Here is a 22,373-nt window from a genome sequence, read left to right as displayed (position 1 = left end):
ACCGGGAAGCCGGTGCAGAAAGTAAAACGTGTTCTTTCCTATTTTAAAATACTCTAACATGAAAAAAAAGAAAGTAGTTCTTGCCTTTAGCGGCGGACTCGATACCACCTTCTGCGGCGTATATCTCACAAAGGTTCTCGGCATGGAAGTGCATGCCCTTACCGTGAATACGGGCGGATTTAGCCCTGCGGAACTCGAACGCCTGGAATCACATGCATCTTCTCTGGGGCTGGCCTCCTTCACCGTGAAGGATCAGCTGGTGCCGTTTTATGATGAGGTGATCCGTTACCTGGTATACGGTAATATCCTGAAAAACGATACTTATCCCCTGAGCGTGAGCGCCGAACGTATTTCTCAGGCCCAGGCCGTAACAGATTTCGCCCAGCAGATAGGGGCCGAAGCTATTGCGCACGGTAGTACGGGCGCAGGAAATGACCAGGTACGTTTCGATATGCTGATCCGCATCCTGATGCCCGAGGCAGAAATTATTACCCCCATACGGGATCTGAAATTGTCCCGTGAACAGGAGATCGCTTTCCTCAAGGAACATCATGTGATGATGAATTTTGAAAAAGCAGCGTACAGCATCAACAAAGGAATCTGGGGAACCTCGGTTGGTGGGAAAGAAACCCTGACCTCCGATCAGCCCCTGCCTGAAGAGGCTTTTCCGGATCCGGTAACAAAGCAATTGCCGGAGAAATTCCGCCTGGAGTTCAGGACCGGCGATCTAATTGCTGTTAACGGACTGGCATTTCCGCACCCCGTGGAAGCTATTGCCTTCCTCGCAACGCAACTGAGGGGCTTTGGTATCGGCCGCGACATTCACGTGGGAGACACCATTATCGGTATTAAGGGACGGGTAGGCTTTGAAGCAGCTGCACCAATGATGATTATCAAAGCACATCATGCCCTGGAAAAACATGTACTTACAAAATGGCAGCTCTACTGGAAGGACCAGCTGGCTGCCTGGTACGGGAACTGGTTACACGAAGGGCAACTCCTGGATCCTGCCATGAGGGATGTGGAAGCCTTCTTCCGGAATACACAACAGCGGGTGAGCGGCGAAGTGTTCCTCACAGCATATCCTTACCGTTTCACCGTGGACGGCATTCGTTCACCCTTTGATCTCATGTCTTCCCGCTTCGGTACCTATGGTGAAATGAACAAATCATGGACCGGAGAGGATGTGAAAGGATTTTCCAAAATATTCGGTAACCAGGTAGAAATCTACCATAAGATCAGTGAACATGCAGAGCAACTCTAAAATAAAGGTGAGTATCGTGGGAGCTTCCGGCTATACCGGAGGGGAACTGCTGCGCCTGCTGACGAATCACCCGGATACAGAGATTATTAACGCGTTCAGCCGGTCTCACGAGGGTAAACCGGTATGGTTGGTGCATGGCGACCTGTTGGGTGATACCAGCTTGAAATTCTCCGGCGACCCCGGAACGGAAGCGGATGTGTTTTTTCTCTGCCTCGGACATGGCGCTTCCGATGCTTTTCTGAAGGAAAACCCCGGTTTGCTCGGTAAGAAGATCATTGACCTGAGCCAGGATTTTCGCTTAAAGGGAACGCACGATTTTATCTATGGTTTGCCGGAATTCGATCGTGAAGCGATCCGGACCGCTCAACATGTGGCTAACCCGGGATGTTTTGCTACCGCCATTCAGCTGGCCCTGCTTCCGCTGGCGAAAGAAGGGTTGCTCCAAAGTGATGTGCATATTGCTGCCACCACGGGAAGTACCGGAGCCGGACAATCGCTGAGCGACACAACGCATTACAGCTGGCGAAACAATAATTTCTCTGCCTACAAGCCTTTTGGTCATCAGCATCTTGGGGAGATCGGGGAAACGCTGCACCATATCCTTCCTTCCTGGAAAGGAGAACTTAACTTTATTCCTAACCGGGGTTCTTTTACGCGGGGTATCTATGCTACAGTATATACAGATGCAGTGGCGCAGATCAGCCGGATCCGCGAGGTGTTCAGCGCTTATTATGCCGAACACCCCTTCACGCATCTGTCGGATCATGCTATTGATGTGAAATCGGTGGTGAATACCAATAAATGCCACCTGCGCCTGGAAAAACATGGCGGAAAACTGCTCATCCACTCTGCTATTGATAACCTGCTGAAAGGCGCCAGCGGTCAGGCTGTGCAGAATATGAACCTGATGTCCGGACGGCCGGAAACAACCGGTCTGAAACTTAAAGCAACTGCATTCTAAAAAAGATATCTATGCAACTGTTTAACGTATATCCTCTTTTTCCCCTGGAGCCGGTTTCTGCATCCGGAGCATGGATCACAGATAAAAAGGGTAAGAAGTACCTCGACTTTTACGGTGGTCATGGTGTGATCAGTATCGGCCATTCCCATCCGCATTATGTGAAGAAGCTGACGTACCAGTTGGGAAAAATCGGGTTTTATTCTAATTCGGTTATCATTTCACAGCAACAGGAACTTGCGGATAAACTCGGGGCCTTGTGTGATTATCCGGATTATAATCTTTTTCTCTGCAACAGCGGGGCGGAGGCCAATGAAAATGCGATGAAGCTGGCTTCTTTTGTTACCGGACGATCAAAGATTATTGCACTGAAAAAGGCTTTTCACGGCCGCACTTCGCTGGCAGTGGAGGCTACGGACGATGTCTCCATCCGGGCACGGATTAACCGTCATGACCATGTAACCTTTGTGGAACTGAACGATGAGGTGGCACTGGAAGCGGCATTTTCCGGAGAAGTGGCTGCGTTTATTTTCGAAGGAATACAGGGTGTGGGCGGTGTTCACGAACCTTCTGCACCGTTTCTGGAAAAGGCCGCCCGCTTGTGCCGGAAGTATGGCGCTTTTCTTATTGCGGATGAAATCCAGTCAGGATTCGGGCGAAGCGGAAAGTTTTTCGCGCATCAGTACAGCGGTGTCAGGGCTGATATCATCACCATGGCCAAGGGAATGGGCAACGGCTTTCCGGTGGCAGGTCTCCTCATTACACCGGAAGTAAAAGCCAACCATGGCATGCTGGGTACAACCTTCGGTGGAAATCATCTTGCCTGTACTGCGGCTACTGCTGTGCTGGATGTTCTGGCGTCGCAGAATCTCCTTGAGGCAGCCCGGTATACAGGAGAATACCTGATGAAAAAACTCCGAACCATGGGTGGGTTCAAAGAACTACGGGGGAGGGGACTGATGATCGGTTTGGAAATCCCCGAGTCGCTTTATTCTCTCCGTACGGAACTGCTGGTGCGGCAGAGGATATTCACAGGGGCATCAGGTAAAAATGTGATCCGGCTCCTCCCGCCCTTAAATATTACCAAAGAGGAAGCAGATCATTTTATTAATGCTGTCGAAGTCTGTCTTACACCTGAAATACAAATGGAAAAATGAAGCACTTTACAACAGTACATGATGTGGAGGATCCCGCTCTTCTGGTCAGGGAGTCGCTGGCGATGAAAATGGATCCTTCCCTGGCCTCCTACGCGGGGAGCGGAAAAACGCTGGGACTGATCTTCCTTAATCCCAGCCTGCGCACGCGCATCTCTACCCAGAAGGCCGCCCAGATGCTGGGCATGAACTGCATGGTCATGAATATGGATCGGGAGGGATGGGCACTGGAATTTAACGACCATGTGGTGATGAACGGCAGTTCTGTAGAACATATTAAGGATGCTGCGGGTGTGCTCGGACAATACTTTGATGTGTTGGGCGTGCGCTGTTTTCCCGGACTCAAAAACAAGGATGAGGATTATTCAGAAAAGGTACTCCTGCGTTTTATGAAATATTCCTCTGTACCGGTGATCAGCCTTGAAAGCGCTACACTCCATCCGCTCCAAAGTCTTGCGGATATGATTACCATTGAAGAGAATAAACCAAAGAACCGCAAACCAAAGGTAGTGCTCACCTGGGCTCCTCACATTAAAGCCTTACCTCAGGCAGTTGCCAATTCCTTCGCAGAATGGTCACTGGCAATGAAACATCAACTCGTGATCACACATCCGGCAGGCATGGAACTGTGCGAAGATTTTACACGGGGTGCTGTGATCGAACATGATCAGGAAAAAGCGCTGGAGAATGCGGATTTCGTTTATGTAAAGAACTGGTCGGGTTATACTGATTACGGAAAAGTATTTGAAGGCGGACAAGACTGGATGTTAAATGAGCAGAAAATGGCCTTGACCAATGAGGCCAGGGTGATGCACTGTTTACCCGTGCGCCGGAACCTTGAAGTTCCGGACGAGATCCTGGATGCGCCATTTTCACTCACCTCTGCTCAAGCCGGAAACCGTTTGTGGTCTGCTATGGCGGTGCTGAATCGCCTCTGTGGGAATAAAGTACAATGGCCCGTGGAATCTGAAAAGGAAACTGTAACGGCATGAAGAAAAAGCTAAATATTATCAAGATCGGAGGGAATGTGATCGACGATACCGCCGCGCTAAACCAATTTCTGGCGGACTTTGTTAAAGTGCCGCATCCTAAGATCTTGGTGCATGGCGGTGGAAAGCTGGCCACAGACTTGGCGAATAAAATGGGAATCTCACAGGTGCTGTGGCAAGGGCGACGGATCACCGATGCGGGTACGTTAAAGATCGCGGTGATGGTTTACGCAGGGTGGATCAATAAAAATATTGTTGCCTCTCTGAATGCGAAGGGTGAAGTAGCGATAGGGATCACCGGTGCCGACCTCTCCATCCTGAAAGCCGAGAAAAGGAATCATCCGGAGATCGACTTTGGCTTCGTGGGCGACATTTCGCCCGCTTCCGTAAATACGGAGGTCATGAGGAAGTTACTGGATACCTGCGGAACCTTGGTGTTTGCTCCCATTACCGCCGACGCCTCCGGTCAGTTGTTGAACACCAATGCCGATACTATTGCCTCAACCCTCGCTGTCTCTTTGGCTTCGACGTTTGAGGTGCAATTGAATTTCTGTTTTGAAAAACCGGGCGTGCTGCGTGAAGCAGAGGATGAAAATTCATTCGTAAGCCGGCTTAACCTTTCACTTTACCGGCAGATGAAGTCCGAAGACCGGATTACACGGGGAATGATCCCGAAGCTCGATAACTCTTTTCAGGCCATACAATCCGGCGTGCAGGGAGTTTACATCGGACATTTCAAGAATCTTTTAAAAATGATCGCCTGCGATGAAGACGCCGGAACTTGTATCGTCTAATACCATGACAGCTGAGGAGTGTGTCGCTTTACTCTTCCGCCTGATCGCTATTCCTGCGTTCAGCGGGGAGGAGAAGGGAAGGGCTGATCTTATCGCAGACCTGTTAAAAGAAAATGGGTTCAACGTTCAGCGGGCCGGAAACAATGTTTGGGCATACGCGCACGCGAATGTGGGGAGGCCGGTTTTATTGCTGAATTCCCACCTGGATACCGTGAAGCCTGCCACCGGATACAGCCGGGATCCCTTTTTACCAGCGATTGAAAATGGAAAACTCTATGGATTAGGAGCCAACGATGCAGGGGCATCATTGGTAACCCTGCTCTACACGTTTATTTCACATGCGGAGCAGGCTTTACCTTATCAATTGTGCTTTTTGGCCAGTGCGGAAGAGGAGAACTCAGGCAGTGGCGGGATGGTGTTAGCTTTAGCGCACGTGAAGAATATATACTGCGCGATTGTGGGTGAGCCGACCGGAATGCAACCATGCGTGGCACAGAAAGGATTGATGGTGCTGGATATCGTTACGCGCGGAAAAAGCGGACATGCAGCCCGCGATACCGGTGACAATGCGATCTACAAGGCCATCGGGGAGATCCGCTGTATAGAGCAACTTGTTCTTCCCAAAGTAAGTGAGCACCTGGGAAAGATTCGGTTCTCGGTTACCCAAGTGAATGCCGGAAAGCAACATAATGTGATCCCCGATGAATGCCGCTGGGTTATTGATGTACGAAGCACCGATCAATATACTCATGAGGAAATTCTGAATGAACTCCGGAAGGTGATCCAGTCTGAGATCTCTCCCCGCAGTGTGCGGTTACAACCCTCGTTCATCCCTAATGAGCATCCTTTGGTCAAAGCTGCGATCAAAACGGGAGGCATTCCTTTCGGATCCCCAACATTGTCGGATACCGCGTTGATGCCGTTCCCGGCCTTGAAAATAGGCCCCGGGAAGAGTGAAAGGTCTCATACTGCCGATGAATATATCCTCGTCGATGAAATAGAAAAGGCATTGATTATTTATTCTGAACTACTAAAGAATTTGATATGAAACTCTGGTCAACAAAAAGCGGTTCTCCTGATGTAGAGGAGAAGATGGTAGAACAGTTCACCGTGGGCAAGGATACTTCCCATGATCTCTTGCTGGCCCCCTACGACGTGATCGCTTCCCAGGCGCATGCAAAAATGCTGGGAAAGGTTGGACTTATCCCCAAGCCGGAGGCTGAACAGCTGGTTTTAGCCCTGGAGGAGATAGGGAAGATGATCCGCAAAGGAACATTCGCAATCGCGCCGGGAGTGGAAGACGTACATTCTCAAATAGAGATGATGCTCACCGAAAAGCTGGGAGAGGTAGGAAAAAAGATCCACCTCGGCCGTAGCCGAAATGACCAGGTGCTTACCGCGATCAAGCTTTTTATCCGAGAGGATCTCAAGGTCGCCTGTTCCCTTACCTCGACCTTAAGGTCGAGGTTGGTACAGGCGGCGGAGGCCAACCAGGATATTGAACTTCCGGGGTATACCCATCTTCAGGTGGCGATGCCATCTTCCGCACCGATGTGGCTGGGCGCGTATGCCGAAAGTTTAGCGGAGGATGAGTTGATGTTGAAGACGGCCATTTCGGTTTCGGATAAAAATCCTTTGGGATCGGCAGCCGGTTATGGAACTGACCTGCCTCTGGATCGTGATTTTACCACGAAGGAAATCGGTTTTGCAGAATTGAACGAGAATCCGGTGTATGCGCAGATGACGCGTGGAAAAACAGAGAAGATCGCTGCCATGGCTCTGGCTACGGTGGCCGGGACCTTGAACAAGCTTGCGTATGACGCCATTTTCTTTATGACACAGGAAATAAATTTTATTTCTTTTCCGGATCATTTGACCACAGGCTCCAGCATCATGCCACATAAGAAGAATCCGGATGTATGGGAGATCATTCGTGGGAAGACAGGGCAGTTAGCCGCACTTCCCAATACGATCACCCTGATGACGCACAATCTTACTTCCGGCTATCATCGCGATCTTCAATTGCTGAAGGAAGAGCTCTTCCCGGCTTTTGAATCCTTGAAATCCTGCCTGGAAATGTCGGGACTGATGATTCAAAACATCCGTTTCCGGGAAAACATACTCGACGACGAGAAGTACAAGCACATTCGCTCGGTAGAAAAGGTGAATGCACTGGTGAAGGACGGAATGAGTTTCCGCGATGCGTATTTGAAGGTGAAGGAGGAGTTATCGGCTACTGCACAGTAAATTTCTGGCGGATTACTCCATTCAGGGTTCGGATCTCTGCAAAATAGATTCCTTCGGGAAGTTCAGAAACCTGAATTGCAATGGTGAACGATCCCGGCGCTTCCTGTTGGATGCTCCTTCCTTCCAGGCTAAGAATATTCAGATTTAATATCTTTTGATCACAAGTGATGTTCAGAAGATTATCAGTCGGGTTAGGGAATAATTGAACGGAAGTGGTAGAAGACTCCTCATTAATACTGCTCGAAGGGTCATACTTATAAATAGCTCCGCCTGTACCCACGGCATATCCGATCGTTGCACTGGGGAAATCCAGGGAAAGAAAGGTATAGGGGCAGGAGTAGTTCAATGTCCAGGTTTGGCCCCCATCCACAGTTTTAATAATGTGGCCGGAGCTTAGGCCGTTTCCCCCCACAGCGTAACCGGTTGTCCCGTTCACAAATTGCACATCGTACAATGGGTTGGATTGAGTATTAGTGCACGGCAGCCAGGTGGTACCTCCATTGATCGTTCTTGATAGTTGTGTACCATAGCCTCCTACGCACCAGCAGCTGTCCGGTGAAAGGCAGGTAATGGCATAGATGTTAGCATTACCGGATGGTGTTTGGGTGATCCAGTTCGCCCCGCCGTCAATGGTTTTGTAAATAAAGTCTCCGTTACCATCAAACCCAACTATCCATCCTGTGTCCGCATTTACGAAAAATACATCGTTGATCAGATCAAGGGCAGGGTTGGTCAGGGAGTTCCAACTGTTGCCTCCGTCTGTTGTTTTATATACCGCCCCAAAGAGTGTGGCCATATCCCAACCCACCGCATAACCTACCTGTAAGGTAGGGAAGTGAACTGAGAAGAGGGTTACGTTGCTATCGTTGAGCGAAATGGTCCACGATACACCTCCGTTGGTAGTTTTCAGCACATCTGCGTTACATCCGCAGGCAAAGCCGACGGAAGAATTCAGCATCTGCAGGGAAAGGCAGGCATCGGGGATGGATGTACCGGTCCAGGTTTGCCCGCCATTGGTTGTGTTCAACTGCGTTAAACCGGCCAGCGCAATACCGGTGTTCGCATTAATAAACTGTACCGCCGGAATATCATTGGTGGTGGTGGAGGTCTGCGGTGTCCACTGGGCAAAGGAGAATAACGTGGTGCAGGTGAAAATGAGAAGAAGCGCTTTTTTCATGAGTGGCTGTTATTTGATTTTCATTATTGCTTAATAAAAAAATGATATATCAAAATGATATTCCAATTCCGGCCGAGAGCATACGGAAATCATTGAAAGTCGCACTAAATTCAGTATTATAAAAGTCTATATGTCCTCCGAATATTTCCTTGGAATAATAAAAATCTATTTTTCCAATTAGCTTTAATTTTTCCCAGCTGCGAAGACAGGTCGAAACAGAACCGAAAAATAATCTGACGGTACTTAGGCTTGAAGAAGAAATGTATCCCTTATCCACATTAGAATATATTACCCTTTGAACCCGGTATATGCAATTTTTATTCGGCCTGCCAGCTCCTACCGTTATCAATGTTCTTTTGCTTTTCCCAATTGGAACGGATATAATTAGGTTGAGACTCATAGTGCGGAAATAATACCTGTCGCTGGGTATTACGCTGTCACCTGGAAATATCGTAGCACTGTCGCTGTTATATGTATACGCACAATCATAACAATTGAACTGAAATTGAGGCTTTAGCACTCTGTCATTGATCTCGGCGGTATAATAAAGGAGATTTCCCGAAAGGCCCAGTAATATTCTTTTAAAAATCGGAAACTGGTACGAAATCGAAGCGCTCTGAACACTTGAAAGAGTATTGAACGTGTTCTTTGTGGGTGCGAACATTGCTCCATAATCTCCATAAGTTTCACTTGATTGATGAATTATTGCATTTAGGTTGCTACCTCCTAAGAACAGGTGTGCTGAAAAACATCTTTTTAATGAATCCTGCGCAACTAAATTATATCCGCTAATATGGAGACAAAGTAACAAAGCTATCTGCGTAAGTTTAGTCATTTCGGATAACTTTCATCATGTGGGTTTCATTTGTGCCGATAAGCTTCAGCAAATAAATGCCTGGAGAATAGTTTCTCATGTCAAATGAAGTAATTTCCGGTGTAACTGCTTTAAATTCCAGTAGCTCTCCGGAAATCGAATACAATTCGAGGGCGGCACATTTGTCGCATGGGATGAACAAGTAATCCTTACAGGGGTTGGGATATATAAACACACTCTCGTTATTCTCACCCTTCTGTAACCGGTAATTGTCGGATATGGTACTGTCCAGAAAAATAAAGTTTTGAAATATCCATGTGCGATGATCAAGGCTGTCCGTTAACTGAAGTGACACAGTATAAAGCCCCGGTTCGGGAAAAAGTATCTCAGGATTTGGTTCCTCCGAAAAAGTCCCAAAATCAAAATTCCATGATAAACTATACGCGTTAGTGTCACCCAAACCGGGGGAGAAAGTAAAAGGGCTGGCAACATAGAGGGTTGTATCATTCGCATACTCCATTATCGAGAACAATTTAATAAATGTGGCATTGAATCCAATCAGGTATTAAAAACTAAAATGACACTCCAATGCTCGGAGTCACTAAATAAAATTGTCGGAAGAATGCACGAAATCTCGTATTATAAAAGTCGATAAATCCTCCAACGAGAAACGGATAGTAATAAATGTCTAATTTTCCAATGATAGAATAATTTCCGATATGTTTCAATTCATGAGAGAGAGAGCCAACAAATGAAAAGTTTCGTTCGGAAATAGACGTCCCTTTCTCGATATCAGAATATTTACCAATAGATCGCTCTTTTCTGTAAATTGTACTCTTCCCTAGCCCTGCGCCACCAGATATTGACAACCTTTTGCTTTTGTTCATTGGAATTGATAACATGGCATAAAAACTAATCGTTCGGAAGGAATATTTATCGATTGGGATTACGCTATCTCCAGGTGTTATTGCTATTCCATTAATATTGTATTCATATGCGGACCCCAAAGGTTTTAATACTCTGCCAATTACAACACAATTACTGAATATTAAGCTTGAAGAAATGCCGAATAACATTTTACTAAAGATCGGCAATTGGAAAGAGATTGACCCGCCCTTGGAGAAGTCGTATGTGCTAAAATCATTTGTCGTGGGCGCAAACCTCTTTCCGTCGCCATAGGTTTCAGAATCTTGATCAATATTCAATTGTAAACCACTTATACCATATAAAAGAGAAACCGACAATTTAGATCTTAACGTATCCTGTGAGAATAAAGTCAATGGCGGTCCAATCACCGACAGCAGAATAATGAGTGGAATTGCTTTTTTCATTAGACCTCTTGAGTAATAAAAATATCAATATTGGTAATCAAATAGTTGTTCAGGCAAACAATCGTTTATAATCGGTCATTCCTTAAGTATCTTTAAAGTCTCAATCTTTCTTTCATTGATAAGCCTCAACAGGTAAATGCTTGATGAAAATTGACGAAGATCTATATAAGTAACTTCAAAATCGCACTTCGAAGAAATCAATAATTCGCCTGTTGTCGAATATAACTCATAATAATCGTAACCAGCCGTCAAAAAGAATAAATAGTCCCTACATGGATTGGGATAAAAATGTGGTGCCAAAGTTTCCGGTAATGCCTGAAATCTTCCGCTGCCATAGCCTGCAGTATCCAAAAAGACAAAGTTTTGAAATATCCAAGTGCTGTGATCAAAGCTGTCCGTTAACTGAAGTGACACAGTATAAAGCCCCGGTCCGGGAAAAAGTATCTCAGGATTTGGATCCTCCGAAACTGCCCCAAAGCCAAAATTCCATAATAAACTGTATGTCTCCGTGTCGCCCAAACCCGGAGAGAAAGGGAAAGGGTTGGCAACATAGAGATTTGTATCATTCGGGAGCCAAACGGTATCTCCGGTAATGCGGTTAGTGCCGTTGATCCTATATCTGAAAGCCACGTCAGGGTATTCATTGTATGTGTAATCAGGCACTGTGGTTAGTTTATACCTGAATTTGACGGTGCCGGCCAGGTTAGCCAGCTCGTTCCCATGGCTTCCTATGTATTGTCCTGTTTGCCGGGTGCTGTAAAAATCAAAGTCGTAATAGCGAAGTACGTTCAGCCCGGTTATTTCCACCTTCGGGTTATTGAGCTGCTCGTAAATAACATAAGGTGTGCCGGGCTGTGTGGTAACCGCATCGCAGACAGAGAGTGTGCAGCTTTCAGAAGAATTTTTCCAGTACACGCTCTCGTTGTGAATCCAGCCATAGCCCTGCCGGCCGGCATTATCGGCGAGCCAAAAAATTTCTATTCTTTTGTCTTGGGCAATGTTGTGTGAAACGTTCACATGAGAGTAATAATTTGTTGCTTCAAAGTCTATGTTACTGATAAAGATTTTCAAAGGCAGAAAATTTGCATTATGGTTTATTGACTGATTTTCCCAGTCCCACCAGTGAAGTCCGCTTCCCATGTGGCCCATAAAGGCGGTGGCCCAAGTGGCATTATGAAAGTCGTTGTCTTGACAAGTGAAACAACCATTATCCAATCCAATCTCACCAAAAATGAAAGGTTTTGGACTGTAATATGGATTAAGAGGTGGAGAGGGATTGAAATAATTGTAATAGAATTTTGAGTTTTTAAAATGAAAACGTGCGTCACTATTCATAGTAATATCGTCACGGTAACTATTTCCCGACAACACACTTAACACCGGACAAAGAGAACTTTGATCAAACTGCTTTGGCCCCCCGCCGGTATAGCCGGTTGTTGTGAGGTGGGCAGGGTAAAAGGAGGAGAGATATGTACTCATTTCGCAATGCCAGTCTTTAACCGCTTGTTGTACCGTTGTTGAATTATACAGGGTTTGCGTTGGGCCTATCCCGTATCGCCCGATATTGTCAGTTTCATTCATCAGCTCCCAAAGGGCAATACTGGTGCTGTAGCCCCACCTGGCATTTATATAAAATAGCCTCTGCTTGAAATATTGCTTCGCGGACTGATCTGTGAGAAAGAGCATAGGGCTGGGGTTCACACTGGGCCCCCCGAGCAAATGGTAATAGGGATTTTGGGCAATTACATTCGGAGGATTGCCCTGTCCTGTTGCTCCCCAGTTGATGCTGTGCAGGTTGTCATTGCTATCCCACTCAAAAAAAGTGCTCAGCTCCGCATCTCCCTGAAGACATAGCATCATTTTCATATTATCTGTTTCGCATAATGTCAAGGTATTATCCAATTCCCATGCATGATCCTGGCGGTTTTGATAATTTCCACATTGCGTTGTTCCCCATTCAATAGCATTGCTCCATGGATCCATTCTAACCCGCACAAAATTTCCGCCATTTGAAGCTATGCTTGATATGTAACTTCTCTGTTCATTAAACTTTTGAGGTGTAGAGGTGCACGACTCCCAGGGATCTTCCTCCGCAAAAGCGACATTCCTTCCAATAGCGAAGAAGCTTTCTCTGTTTTCATACTTCAGGGTCTTTTTATAGGTCCCCACCAGCAAATGCCCTTTCTCGTTACTGGGGCTTGCGAGAAAATTCGCTACATACGGATTCCCAACCTGGTTATTGTTTACGATAAGCTTAATAGTGGCGTACCAGAACCCATCTAATGGCGGAGCGAAGCGGACCCTGAAGGGATGAAGTGTATTTGTGTTTATGGTCCACCCGTTTCCTGAAGCGGTTACATCCTGATAATAAAAACCGTAGCGGGTGTATATATTTCCGGTGAGTTGATGTTGAAAATCCACCTGGATCTTGATCTGATCGGGATCATAGGGATTAATTCCGGCATTTCCGCCAATAAAATCATTGATCTGATCTTGTATGCTTTGAGGCAATTCTATACCTATTTCAAACTTGCTGTACTTCAGTATGGGGTTGTTAATGGGATCGTAGTTTGCGGGCGAGTAAATAAAAGCGTTTACTGCGGGCTCTTCAATATGTGCTAAAAAATGTCCTGTTGTGAAGTTACCTGCGCGGAACCCCGGGAGCATTTTGATGGATTTTCCGGATTTGAACTCCACCTGGGCCTGCTGGTCGAATAGGGTAATGACTGGAATAACGCCGGGAGATGTTACGCACTCTGAATTATAAACAGTATGCACACCTGAAGAGTAGGGCCCGCCCTGGATACGGGTACACGGAAACGGTACCTGACCAGGTACAGAACTTATAATAGAACCGGCGAAAGCAAGGGTCAAAAACTGTTTCATGACTACTTTGCTTTTTGTTCGAGTTCCAGCAAACGCTTTTCAAGCGTCCTTATCTGTTCTTGTTGCTGAAAAATGTACAAATTCAGTTCTTCAATGTTCTTTGTCAGGGACTTGAACATTTCGGCTACTGCAATGCCATTCTTCCCTAACTCCTCCGCGGAAGACACATAGGGCAGATGGCGGTGCTTTTCAAGGTAAGCTTTACGCTCATCCAGCGACATGAGTTTATAATCTTTCTCAAAAACGTAATCGGGCCATTGGGTAGGAGCGACCACCTCTACCTCATGACTGAGAATAGTGCCGGCAACGGCTAACTTATATTGTGGTCCATTGGGCAGGACAGTGGTGCCGATGCAAACCACGCCCGTAGTCCCCGCACCACCAGATGAGCTTACATACAAGGTTGGCCGGTCGGAATTAAAGCCCACCATCAGGGAATTGGTGGTATAGTTCGTGAAATAGGTTGGTGATCCGGTAGGATTTGAGCCAATGACAACAGCATTAAACCCCGCCGCGCGCACCTGGTACCCAAGAGAAATGGAATGATCTCCCGATGCCGAAGTCTTTCCCAACGCTACAGCTAAAGCTCCCAGCGAGGTTCCTCCGCTGATCCCGATGCCTTTAACCGTTTGGGTTTGATCGGCCCATATCCTGTTGTAAGGATAAAAAAGTAAGGTGCTGTCCCCGAATCGAATGATGCTGTCTCCCGGTACCGGAGCGATCCTGTAAACATTTAAACGATCAATGCTGGGGTTCACCGTCACTACTCCCATGGCATTCACCCCTAACAATCTGTCGGGCGCCTGGTAATTCAGGGTAAAAGGTTTTAAACGCAGCGGGCCTTCAATGATCACATTGCTTTTCAGTCGTGATAGACCTCCCACAACGAGATCTCCGGTAACTTTGATGTTTCCTACAACTTCCAGTTTTTCACCCGGATTTGTAGTTCCAACCCCGGTATTTCCGTTCGAAGGAAAAGTGTTAGTTTGTGCGTACATGCCCCCCCCCCCTAACAGGAGAAAGGCAAACGTGAAGGAGAGTGAGAATTTCATGCAGCAATGAGTTTGTTAACCCAAATGTAGTCTACTCAATCACCGGTTCCAAATTGTTGAGGTTCTATTTTAAAACCCAAATGCAGCAAAAGAAAGTCATGCTAAAATTCAATGACAAACATCAACCATTCGTCCGTCCCAACATCAGCATTCGTCGTAAGATCTCAAAAAGCAGGGATTTTCATTGGCACTCCTAATCCACCCCCGGCAACCTATCCGTGCATCCGTACCGATCTGTAATCCGTACATCCGTATAGATCCGTAATCCGTACCGATCCGTAATCCGTACATCCGTACTGATCCGTAATCCGTACATCCGTATAGATCCGTAATCCGTACTAGTACCTTTAAAACATCCCCTTTAACTCCACCAGCTTTTGAACGGTGTACGTGGCTTCCGACTCCTTTATTTCACTATTCGTAAACCACACCCCATCCATCCCCACTTTCATCGCCGCCAGGGCGTCTAATTCGTAATGGTCGCCGATCATGATGGAATTTGCCGGATCTGCTCCTGTTTCGCGCAGAGCGAATTCAAAGATCTCCTTCGCGGGCTTTTTCGCTTGCGCGCGTTCGGATGTGATCATGCTGTCGAAATAGTGTCCCACCCGTGCATGTTTGATCTTCATTTTTTGTGTTTCCTCAAATCCGTTTGTGATCAGGTGTATCGGATACCGGCCCTTCAGATAATCCAGCAATTCCTTCGCCCCGGGCACTAAATGCGGCTTCTGGCAAGCTAAAACTGTGAAGTCGGCACTGATCTGCTGCGCCATCTCAAAATCTTTTAAGCCGAATTTCAGAAATGCCAGGTGGAATCGCTGGGAACGCAACTCCTCCTTTGTTACCTCGTTCTTTCCGTAACGCTCCCAGAGATCATCATTGATCTTGTTGTACTCCGTAATAAACAAATTCGTGTTTTCAATGCCCCGCGCCGCCAGTGAATAATGCACGGCCAGTTCCCGGATCGCCTCGTCTGCATTGGTCTCGTAATCCCAGATCGTCCGGTCAAAGTCAAAAAAAATATGCGAGTATTTTTTCAAAAACCCGTGGAGTTTTCTGCCAGGTACTTCATCAGCGCCGGTGTGGCAAAATTCAGTGTCAGCGACCAGAACAGAAGTGAAATAATCATCGCGGCAATTACCCTGCCTTTTCTACTGTATATGTTCATGGCAATGATCATTCCGGCAGGAATGGAAATAAGAAGAGGTGTGATAAAAGCCAGCCCGGCCAGGCCGAATTTCCGGCGAACATGGGCAATGAGACGGTTCATCCGGGAAAATCGCCGGGGCGGTGTGTTCACCAGCTCGCGGTATGATTGTTTACTGAACGGCGCCAGAAAGAGACAGAAAAAGGAGCGCCAGTATTTGCGAATCATCGCTCCCAGCACAGAGGAAAGAAAAATTCCGGTCAAACCGCCCAGCGTGGTCACCACCAGCGTGGTCTTAAGGCTCATTCCCAGGTAATATCCTGCAAGAGGCGCAAAAAGAAACTTTGTGGCGGCGGTTAGAAACACGGAGAGCAACTCCGCAAGGTATTGCCAGTCTGCGGTACCCATATTTACACTTTTTCGCCGAAGGCAAGATCTCCTGCATCCCCGAGACCGGGTACGATGTAGGCCTGCGCTGTAAGCTCGTCGTCAATGGCTCCGCACCAGATATGTGTGCCCTCGGGAAGATGTTTGCGTACATGATCCACTCCCTCCAGGCTGGCAATGGCGCATACAACGTGAATCTGTGCCGGCTGCCCTCTTTTCTGCAAGGCTTTGTAGGTGAGTACCAGTGAAGATCCGGTGGCCAGCATGGGATCTGAAAGAATTAATGTTTTTCCTGCAAGGGGCGGACAGGCGAGGTACTCTACCTGCACGTCAAAACTACCGTCCTTGTGATGTTTCCGAAAGGCTGAAATAAACGCGTTCTGTGCACGGTCAAAGAAATTCTGCAGCCCGGCATGCATCGGTAATCCTGCCCTCAGAATCGTAGCCAGTACCGGCTGCTCCCGCAAAAGAGAGGTGTTCGCTACACCGAGTGGTGTCTCTACTTCGGCGGGCTGATACTGAAGCGTGCGGCTGAGTTCCAGGGCCGCTACTTCCCCTATACGTTCCAGGTTGCGCCGGAAACGCATACTATCCTTCTGAATGTTTACATCCCTTAGTTCAGCGATGAAATGATTCAGAATGGTATTGCTCTTGCTCAGGTCGTGTAACATGTTATTTCATCCATTTGATCCAGAAAGGAAGTCTGTTTTTTCGGAGGCGTAAATATACGACTTCTTTAGCCCCGAAACCCTTGTAAAACCGTGCCAGATCTGCATGGTTGCTTCCTTCAAAATCAAGTACGCGCGGCTTGCCGGCATCGTATTCGATACACAGATCTATGAGTAGTGAGAGCCAGCGCAATTTTTCGGTCAGGTCGGTGGCAGAAAAAAGAAAAATGACACGCGATTCCGTCCATACAAAAAATGCGGCCGTAAGCAGACGGCCCTCCGGGTTTCGCAGTCCCACAGTGCGCCCGCAGTTTTTGATTCGCGTGATGCGTATCAGCTCGTTCAGCAATCCGGCCTGGCCCGCCTTTAGCTGAACGTGCCGGGCACCCTGGTTGCGGCGGTACAAAGCGAGCAGTTCCTCCGGTGTTACCTGGTCGGAAAAAACATATAACCCTTCCCTCGTTTTTTTAATATTACGCCGGGTGTTTTCCGAATAGGAGGAAAACAATTCGGTGTATGTACGGGATAGATCCAGCAGAAGGTTCACGGAGCGTTCACCGGCTCCGGTGTTTTTCTCGTTCAGGTTGATCTCCGTCAGCCGGAACTCTTTCGGGATGGCATTCAGGAAAGTTTCTTCGGGTGCAGGCCCGAATATGCCCAGTTGTTGCGTGAAGGGTGGCTGGCAAAGGTAGCGGAAGCCAGCTTTTTTTCTCCAGGTAAGCGGCATCACCGTGGTGTATTCTTCGTCCGCGAGGGCTTCCCATCCGGGAGAAACAATATCAAGCCACCATGAGAGCGGATAGATAAGATCCGTGTTCTTCTGAACGCAGCGGTCCCACCGTACCTTGTCAATCTCGCTGTGCAACAAGTGCCGGATCATACACTGGCTTCTTTTACCATTTGCTCGTACACCTGCCGCCATCCCGCCCATATCTTATTTTCGCTTAAGCTCTCGTTGTGCCACAGACTGATGAAGGTTCCGTTCACTTTTTTAATCTCATGAACTACTTCCCGGATATGATCCATGGCTTTTTCAGGGGGAACTTTCATGTAATATTTCAGCGTGGCATCCATTACGGCGAAGGGATGTATTCTTAAACGGGTTTCTATCTCCAGATCAAGGTCGTAAAAATTAAATGCCGTGCAGGTGCCCGCACGGAAACCGATCTCATGTGCGAATCCCATCGTATGATCTTCCAGGATATCCATCTCCAGCAGGTTCCGGTATGTCTGCGGGAAGTTCAGCCGCAGAAAATGCTGGCGGCTGAGCGTAACCTCGGTATTCAGGATGGCCGCAAGCCTCGACACTTCTGTTTTCAGTTTCTGCTTGTCGGAACTTGCGGCAAATGAAGGATGAATACCCACGCGGGCATGGTCGGCCAGTTGTTTGATCAGCGATTGTAATTTCCGGCTCTGCACCGGAACATTTTTGTCGTTGACACCATAATCTGCCAGCAGGAAAAAATAGATGCACTCCATTCCGAATGTCCGCTGCAGTTCCAGTTGCAGGTCGTAGGTGTCGTACGGGTCGCGCCGGATGCCGAGGAAGACCTTGATTCGTTCGCCGATCTCGCCAAATTGAAGTTGCCACAATGCTTTGGCGAATCCTCCGAGAATGCGAATGGTTCCTTTTTCCTTGTAGGCGAAAGCATTGTCTATATCAATTGTGGAGATGTAGCTATATTTTCTATCGGGAAAGTGGAGGGTGGGAAAACGGGCCGTAAGGGTATCGCGTATTTTTCCGGCATAACGGTCCACGACCGGCTGCCGGATAAAACCGTTCTGAAAGGCCAGCGATTCTTTTGTTTCAAAGCGATCATAGAGGTCGCGGAGGTAAGGGAGATATTCTTCGTAACGGCTCACCAGGTAAAAGGAGGCCGCAAACGGATCAAAGGGGAGTGCGCTGGCCTTGCCCGTGCTGAAAAAGATCTTCAGGCCTTCCCATTCCGTCACAGTAATATTCTGTTCATTGATGCCGTTCTCGGTAAGAATATTTCTGCTTTGAAAGAACAGTTCATCGCCTAAGGGTTGCGGTGCGTAAGAGAATTTCGGGCCGGTGAATAGTACAAACTCGTGTGATTCAGTAGTGAATCGGATAGGCATGGAGAGCACATCCCTGAAAATGAAATGGAAAATGTATTTCAGGCGGGGCGTAAGCGCAGGGGTGTAGATCAGGATGGGATCCGGGTTCATTTCAGGCCAGGTGTCGGATCATTTCACGGCAAATAAATTCTGCCGCTCTTCCGTTGCCAAAAAGAGGTGGGAAGCGGAGTTTCTGCTTTTTGGAAAAGTGTTTGTATCCTGCGATGATTTTTGACGTTGAAGCATCTGTGATACAGGCCGCTCCGCATTTTACTAGTTCCACCCATTCTGTTTCAGAACGCAGGATCAGGCAGGGCTTACGGAAAAAATAGGCTTCCTTCTGTACGCCCCCGGAATCTGTAACCACCATGGAGCAGTTTTTTTCAAGACATACCATGTCAAAGAAGGAGGCGGGTGGAAGGATACGGAGAAGGGCGCTGTTTCTGACTTTTTCCCGGAGAGCGGAATCCATTACCATATCCATCATTTTTTCTGTCCGGGGATGCAGGGGAAGTACCATGGTTTGTCCGGAAAGGGCGGTGAGGGAGAGCAGGGCCTGAAAGATGGCGTTTAGCCTTGCAGGATCGTCGGTGTTATTATTCCGGTGAATGGTGCCCAACAGGAATTTGCCCGATTCAAGATGAAGATTTTTCAGGATAGGGGAATGTTGCTCCGCGATGCGGGCGGCATAAAGGGAATTATCGTACATCACATCTCCGCAATGATACACGTTGGGACGGTCGGCGCTGGCTTTGCCCTTGTGTGTCTTCTTAAACCCTTCACGAAGCAAATTATTGTATCCTGCCCTGGTGGGAGAAAATAAAAGCGTGGAAACATGGTCACACAGAATCCTGTTCACTTCTTCGGGCATGGTTTTGTTGAATGAACGCAGGCCGGCTTCGATGTGAACAACAGGGATGTGCAGCTTGGATGCCGCCACTGCACCGGCAAGGGTGGAATTCGTGTCTCCGTACAGTACAATGGCCCCGGGTTTTTCTTTCAGGAGGAGTGCTTCAATACCTTCAATCATTTTCGCCGTCTGGGCGCCATGATCACCGGAACCCGTGTTCAGGTTGTAGTCTGGAGCCGGAATGCTGAGCTCCTCAAAAAATACCTGCGACATGTTGGAGTCGTAATGCTGGCCGGTGTGAACAATGATCTCCCGGATTTTTCCGGAAAATTTTCCACGGATGGCACGGCTTAACGCAGCAGCCTTAATAATCTGCGGCCTGGCACCGATAACGGTAAGAATGGTGAGCATACACTTCGGAACGAAGGCTATAGCAATCCTTCATCCGCAAAGCTAAAATAGCTGTTTCCAGCCAATATGAGGTGATCGAGTACCTGCACTTCCAGCATCTTGCCGGCTTCCTTCAGCTTTTTGGTGAGCGTGAGGTCCGCATCGCTGGGTCTCAGGTTGCCGGAAGGGTGGTTATGGCAGAGAACAATGGAGGAAGCCAGGCAATCCAGCGCGGAGCGAAATACCAGCCGGGCATCTACCACCGTCCCGGAAATCCCCCCCTTGCTGATCAGGTCCTCTTTTACAATAAGGTTGCCACGGTTCAGATAGATAACGCGGAATTCTTCATGGGGAAGATCAGACATACGGGAACGTATGTGCTCAAAGAGATCCCTGCTGCAGGAAATCTTTTCTTTCTTGATCTCCGGCGACTGATCTTTTCTCCGGCCCAGTTCCATTGCCGCCAGTATCACAATTCCTTTGGCTTCGCCAATCCCCTTAAACCGGGTAAGTTCCGGGAGCCCGTAGCGGGCAAGCTGGTGCAGATTGTTTCCGCAGGCGGCCAGTATTCTTCTCGCCAGATCCACCGCACTCTCCTCCTTCGAGCCGCTTCCCAGCAACAGCGCCAGAAGTTCAGCGTCGGTAAGGGCATGTTTGCCGAGGTTCATCATTTTTTCACGCGGACGGTCGTCCTCAGCCCAGCATTTAATGGTGAGCTTTTCTTCAGTCGTAAACATACTCGCAAGAAAATAAAAAAAGGGCCCGAAAAGGCCCCTTTGGTTTTAAAATAAAACCGGAAAAGTTATTTCAGTTTACTTACGTGACGTGTCAGGCTTGATTTCAGATTGGCTGCCTTATTTCTGTGGATCACATTTTTCTTTGCCAGCTTGTCCAGCATGCTTACCACCTTGCTCAGATCTTTGCCGGCTTCAGCCTTTGTTTTCGCAGAACGAATGCTCTTAATTGCTGTTCGCGCTGTCTTGGCCTGGTAACGGTTACGTACTCGTTTTGCATCGTTGGAACGGGTTCTCTTAATTGAGGATTTGTGATTCGCCATTTCTATGTTTTTTAAAAAGGACTGCAAAGATAGTATTATTTAGGAATCCTGCAAATTCAAACCTATCCTAACTCCCTGATTTTCGTAATTTTAGGCTTGAATGGAGCTTGAAGTCAATGACTTTTTAAGGTCGGCCGGTTCGTGGTGCATACTCGATGTGCGCTCCCCGGGAGAGTTCAGCCGCGGTCATATTCCGGGAGCGGTAAACTTGCCACTGCTGGATGACAGGGAAAGAGCCATGGTGGGAACGGTATATAAAAAGGAGGGACCGGCAAAGGCAATACATCTTGGCAAAAGGCTCGTAGAGCCAAAAATTCCGGAACTCATGACCTTTGCATCGGGGCATTTCCGTGACAATAATGTTCTTTTACATTGTTGGAGAGGCGGAATGCGAAGTGGGAATGTTGCGGCGTATCTCCGGAAACAGGGAGTAGAAGCGTATACCTTGAAGAGAGGGTATAAGGCTTATCGCCAATACGTGCGCAGTACTTTTTCAGCGGCGCCGCCGCTTCTGGTACTGGGAGGGGAAACGGGTAGCGGAAAGACGGAGATACTGAAGTACCTGAAAGAAGCCGGAGAACAAGTGATCGACCTGGAAACGCTGGCGCATCACAAGGGATCGAGTTTCGGAGCGCTCGGAGAATTACCGCAACCTACTTCGGAACAGTTCGAAAATAACCTTCAGATCCAATGGTCAGCACTCGATCACAACCGGCGTTTCTGGCTGGAAGATGAATCACATACCATCGGCAAGGTGTGCCTTCCAGGAGCAGTTTGGGAAAGAATGAAAGCGGCTCCTATAATCCGTGTTACGGTACCAAGGGAAGATCGTGTGCAGCGCTTGCTGCTGGATTATGGTAACTTTCCAAAGGAGGAAATAGCCGCTGCCATCCGGAGGATCACCCGGAGACTCGGACCCCAGCACGCGAAGCAGGCGCTGGAACAGGTGGAGGCAGGAAACGCCGCAGAAGTAGCCAGGATCGCACTCACCTATTACGATAAGGCCTATGATTTCAACCATCAGAAACGGGCGTATAAAGATGTTCATTTTGTCAAGTGTTCGGGAGCGGATGCAAAATCCAATGCGCTTCGCGTACTTCAGTATATAAACGAAAAAAAATGGTAA

At 47.8% G+C, this 22,373-nt stretch carries 22 protein-coding genes; 8 read left to right on the top strand and 14 right to left on the bottom strand.

Features of this window, described 5'->3' with window-relative positions; genetic code table 11:
• The first annotated feature begins 58 nt into the window (after window positions 1–58).
• The 7 genes from IT233_02395 to argH are packed head-to-tail and all read left to right on the top strand — an operon-like array spanning window position 59 to window position 7,406.
• Window positions 59–1,264, top strand: coding sequence for an argininosuccinate synthase (locus IT233_02395; protein MCC7301469.1), 1,206 nt, complete (start codon window positions 59–61; stop codon window positions 1,262–1,264).
• Window positions 1,248–2,225, top strand: a complete 978-nt coding sequence (locus tag IT233_02390) for an N-acetyl-gamma-glutamyl-phosphate reductase (protein ID MCC7301468.1) — start codon at window positions 1,248–1,250, stop codon at window positions 2,223–2,225. Before IT233_02395 ends, IT233_02390 begins: the two co-directional genes overlap by 17 nt.
• An 11-nt stretch (window positions 2,226–2,236) precedes the next feature.
• Entirely contained in the window at window positions 2,237–3,379 is a 1,143-nt protein-coding gene (locus tag IT233_02385) for an aspartate aminotransferase family protein (GenBank protein ID MCC7301467.1), read from the top strand.
• A complete protein-coding gene (locus tag IT233_02380; GenBank protein ID MCC7301466.1) occupies window positions 3,376–4,368 on the top strand; it encodes an acetylornithine carbamoyltransferase in 993 nt (330 codons plus the stop codon). The genes IT233_02385 and IT233_02380 overlap by 4 nt, the downstream gene beginning before the upstream one ends.
• The gene (gene argB / locus IT233_02375; GenBank protein ID MCC7301465.1) at window positions 4,365–5,159 is read left to right on the top strand and encodes an acetylglutamate kinase; all 795 of its coding nucleotides are present in this window, start codon (window positions 4,365–4,367) and stop codon (window positions 5,157–5,159) included. The genes IT233_02380 and argB overlap by 4 nt, the downstream gene beginning before the upstream one ends.
• A gap of 4 nt (window positions 5,160–5,163) precedes the next feature.
• On the top strand, window positions 5,164–6,207 hold the full coding sequence (locus IT233_02370) for a M20/M25/M40 family metallo-hydrolase (GenBank protein ID MCC7301464.1): 1,044 nt from the start codon (window positions 5,164–5,166) through the stop codon (window positions 6,205–6,207).
• A complete protein-coding gene (gene argH / locus IT233_02365; GenBank protein ID MCC7301463.1) occupies window positions 6,204–7,406 on the top strand; it encodes an argininosuccinate lyase in 1,203 nt (400 codons plus the stop codon). Before IT233_02370 ends, argH begins: the two co-directional genes overlap by 4 nt.
• Here argH and IT233_02360 read toward each other — a convergent pair.
• From IT233_02360 to IT233_02295, 14 genes are all read right to left on the bottom strand, one after another.
• Window positions 7,393–8,583: a T9SS type A sorting domain-containing protein gene (locus IT233_02360; GenBank protein MCC7301462.1), complete on the bottom strand. Its 1,191-nt coding sequence runs from the start codon at window positions 8,581–8,583 to the stop codon at window positions 7,393–7,395. The two genes, argH and IT233_02360, sit on opposite strands and share 14 nt — an antisense overlap.
• 49 nt (window positions 8,584–8,632) lie before the next feature.
• On the bottom strand, window positions 8,633–9,418 hold the full coding sequence (locus IT233_02355; GenBank protein ID MCC7301461.1) for a hypothetical protein: 786 nt from the start codon (window positions 9,416–9,418) through the stop codon (window positions 8,633–8,635).
• Window positions 9,411–9,917 carry a T9SS type A sorting domain-containing protein gene (locus tag IT233_02350; protein MCC7301460.1) on the bottom strand — a complete coding sequence of 169 codons (507 nt, stop codon included), beginning with the start codon at window positions 9,915–9,917 and terminating at the stop codon, window positions 9,411–9,413. Before IT233_02350 ends, IT233_02355 begins: the two co-directional genes overlap by 8 nt.
• A 52-nt stretch (window positions 9,918–9,969) precedes the next feature.
• Window positions 9,970–10,728 carry a hypothetical protein gene (locus IT233_02345; protein MCC7301459.1) on the bottom strand — a complete coding sequence of 253 codons (759 nt, stop codon included), beginning with the start codon at window positions 10,726–10,728 and terminating at the stop codon, window positions 9,970–9,972.
• A 75-nt stretch (window positions 10,729–10,803) separates the two neighbouring features.
• Window positions 10,804–13,614 carry a DUF5060 domain-containing protein gene (locus IT233_02340; GenBank protein ID MCC7301458.1) on the bottom strand — a complete coding sequence of 937 codons (2,811 nt, stop codon included), beginning with the start codon at window positions 13,612–13,614 and terminating at the stop codon, window positions 10,804–10,806.
• Window positions 13,615–13,616: 2 nt separating this feature from the next.
• Complete coding sequence (locus IT233_02335; protein ID MCC7301457.1) at window positions 13,617–14,666, bottom strand: hypothetical protein; 1,050 nt, start codon at window positions 14,664–14,666, stop codon at window positions 13,617–13,619.
• 347 nt (window positions 14,667–15,013) lie between these two features.
• On the bottom strand, window positions 15,014–15,706 hold the full coding sequence (locus IT233_02330; GenBank protein MCC7301456.1) for a YjjG family noncanonical pyrimidine nucleotidase: 693 nt from the start codon (window positions 15,704–15,706) through the stop codon (window positions 15,014–15,016).
• The gene (locus IT233_02325) at window positions 15,703–16,221 is read right to left on the bottom strand and encodes a hypothetical protein (GenBank protein ID MCC7301455.1); all 519 of its coding nucleotides are present in this window, start codon (window positions 16,219–16,221) and stop codon (window positions 15,703–15,705) included. The genes IT233_02330 and IT233_02325 overlap by 4 nt, the downstream gene beginning before the upstream one ends.
• Window positions 16,222–16,223: 2 nt before the next feature.
• On the bottom strand, window positions 16,224–16,871 hold the full coding sequence (gene upp / locus IT233_02320) for a uracil phosphoribosyltransferase (GenBank protein MCC7301454.1): 648 nt from the start codon (window positions 16,869–16,871) through the stop codon (window positions 16,224–16,226).
• A gap of 1 nt (window position 16,872) precedes the next feature.
• Complete coding sequence (locus IT233_02315) at window positions 16,873–17,748, bottom strand: hypothetical protein (protein ID MCC7301453.1); 876 nt, start codon at window positions 17,746–17,748, stop codon at window positions 16,873–16,875.
• Window positions 17,745–19,061 (bottom strand): polysaccharide deacetylase family protein, encoded by a 1,317-nt coding sequence (locus IT233_02310; protein ID MCC7301452.1) that lies wholly within the window; start codon window positions 19,059–19,061, stop codon window positions 17,745–17,747. The genes IT233_02315 and IT233_02310 overlap by 4 nt, the downstream gene beginning before the upstream one ends.
• Window position 19,062: 1 nt before the next feature.
• On the bottom strand, window positions 19,063–20,211 hold the full coding sequence (wecB, locus tag IT233_02305) for a UDP-N-acetylglucosamine 2-epimerase (non-hydrolyzing) (protein MCC7301451.1): 1,149 nt from the start codon (window positions 20,209–20,211) through the stop codon (window positions 19,063–19,065).
• 17 nt (window positions 20,212–20,228) lie between these two features.
• Complete coding sequence (gene radC / locus IT233_02300) at window positions 20,229–20,927, bottom strand: DNA repair protein RadC (protein ID MCC7301450.1); 699 nt, start codon at window positions 20,925–20,927, stop codon at window positions 20,229–20,231.
• A 65-nt stretch (window positions 20,928–20,992) separates the two neighbouring features.
• Window positions 20,993–21,247 carry a 30S ribosomal protein S20 gene (locus IT233_02295; GenBank protein ID MCC7301449.1) on the bottom strand — a complete coding sequence of 85 codons (255 nt, stop codon included), beginning with the start codon at window positions 21,245–21,247 and terminating at the stop codon, window positions 20,993–20,995.
• Window positions 21,248–21,347: 100 nt separating this feature from the next.
• Here IT233_02295 and mnmH point away from each other — a divergent pair, with 100 nt between their 5' ends.
• The gene (mnmH, locus tag IT233_02290) at window positions 21,348–22,373 is read left to right on the top strand and encodes a tRNA 2-selenouridine(34) synthase MnmH (protein ID MCC7301448.1); all 1,026 of its coding nucleotides are present in this window, start codon (window positions 21,348–21,350) and stop codon (window positions 22,371–22,373) included.

It is taken from the genome of Bacteroidia bacterium, assembly GCA_020852255.1.
GTDB lineage: Bacteria > Bacteroidota > Bacteroidia > JADZBD01 > JADZBD01 > JADZBD01.
Note: the sequence above shows the minus strand (reverse complement) of the source record. Positions and strands in the feature narration are given on the sequence as shown.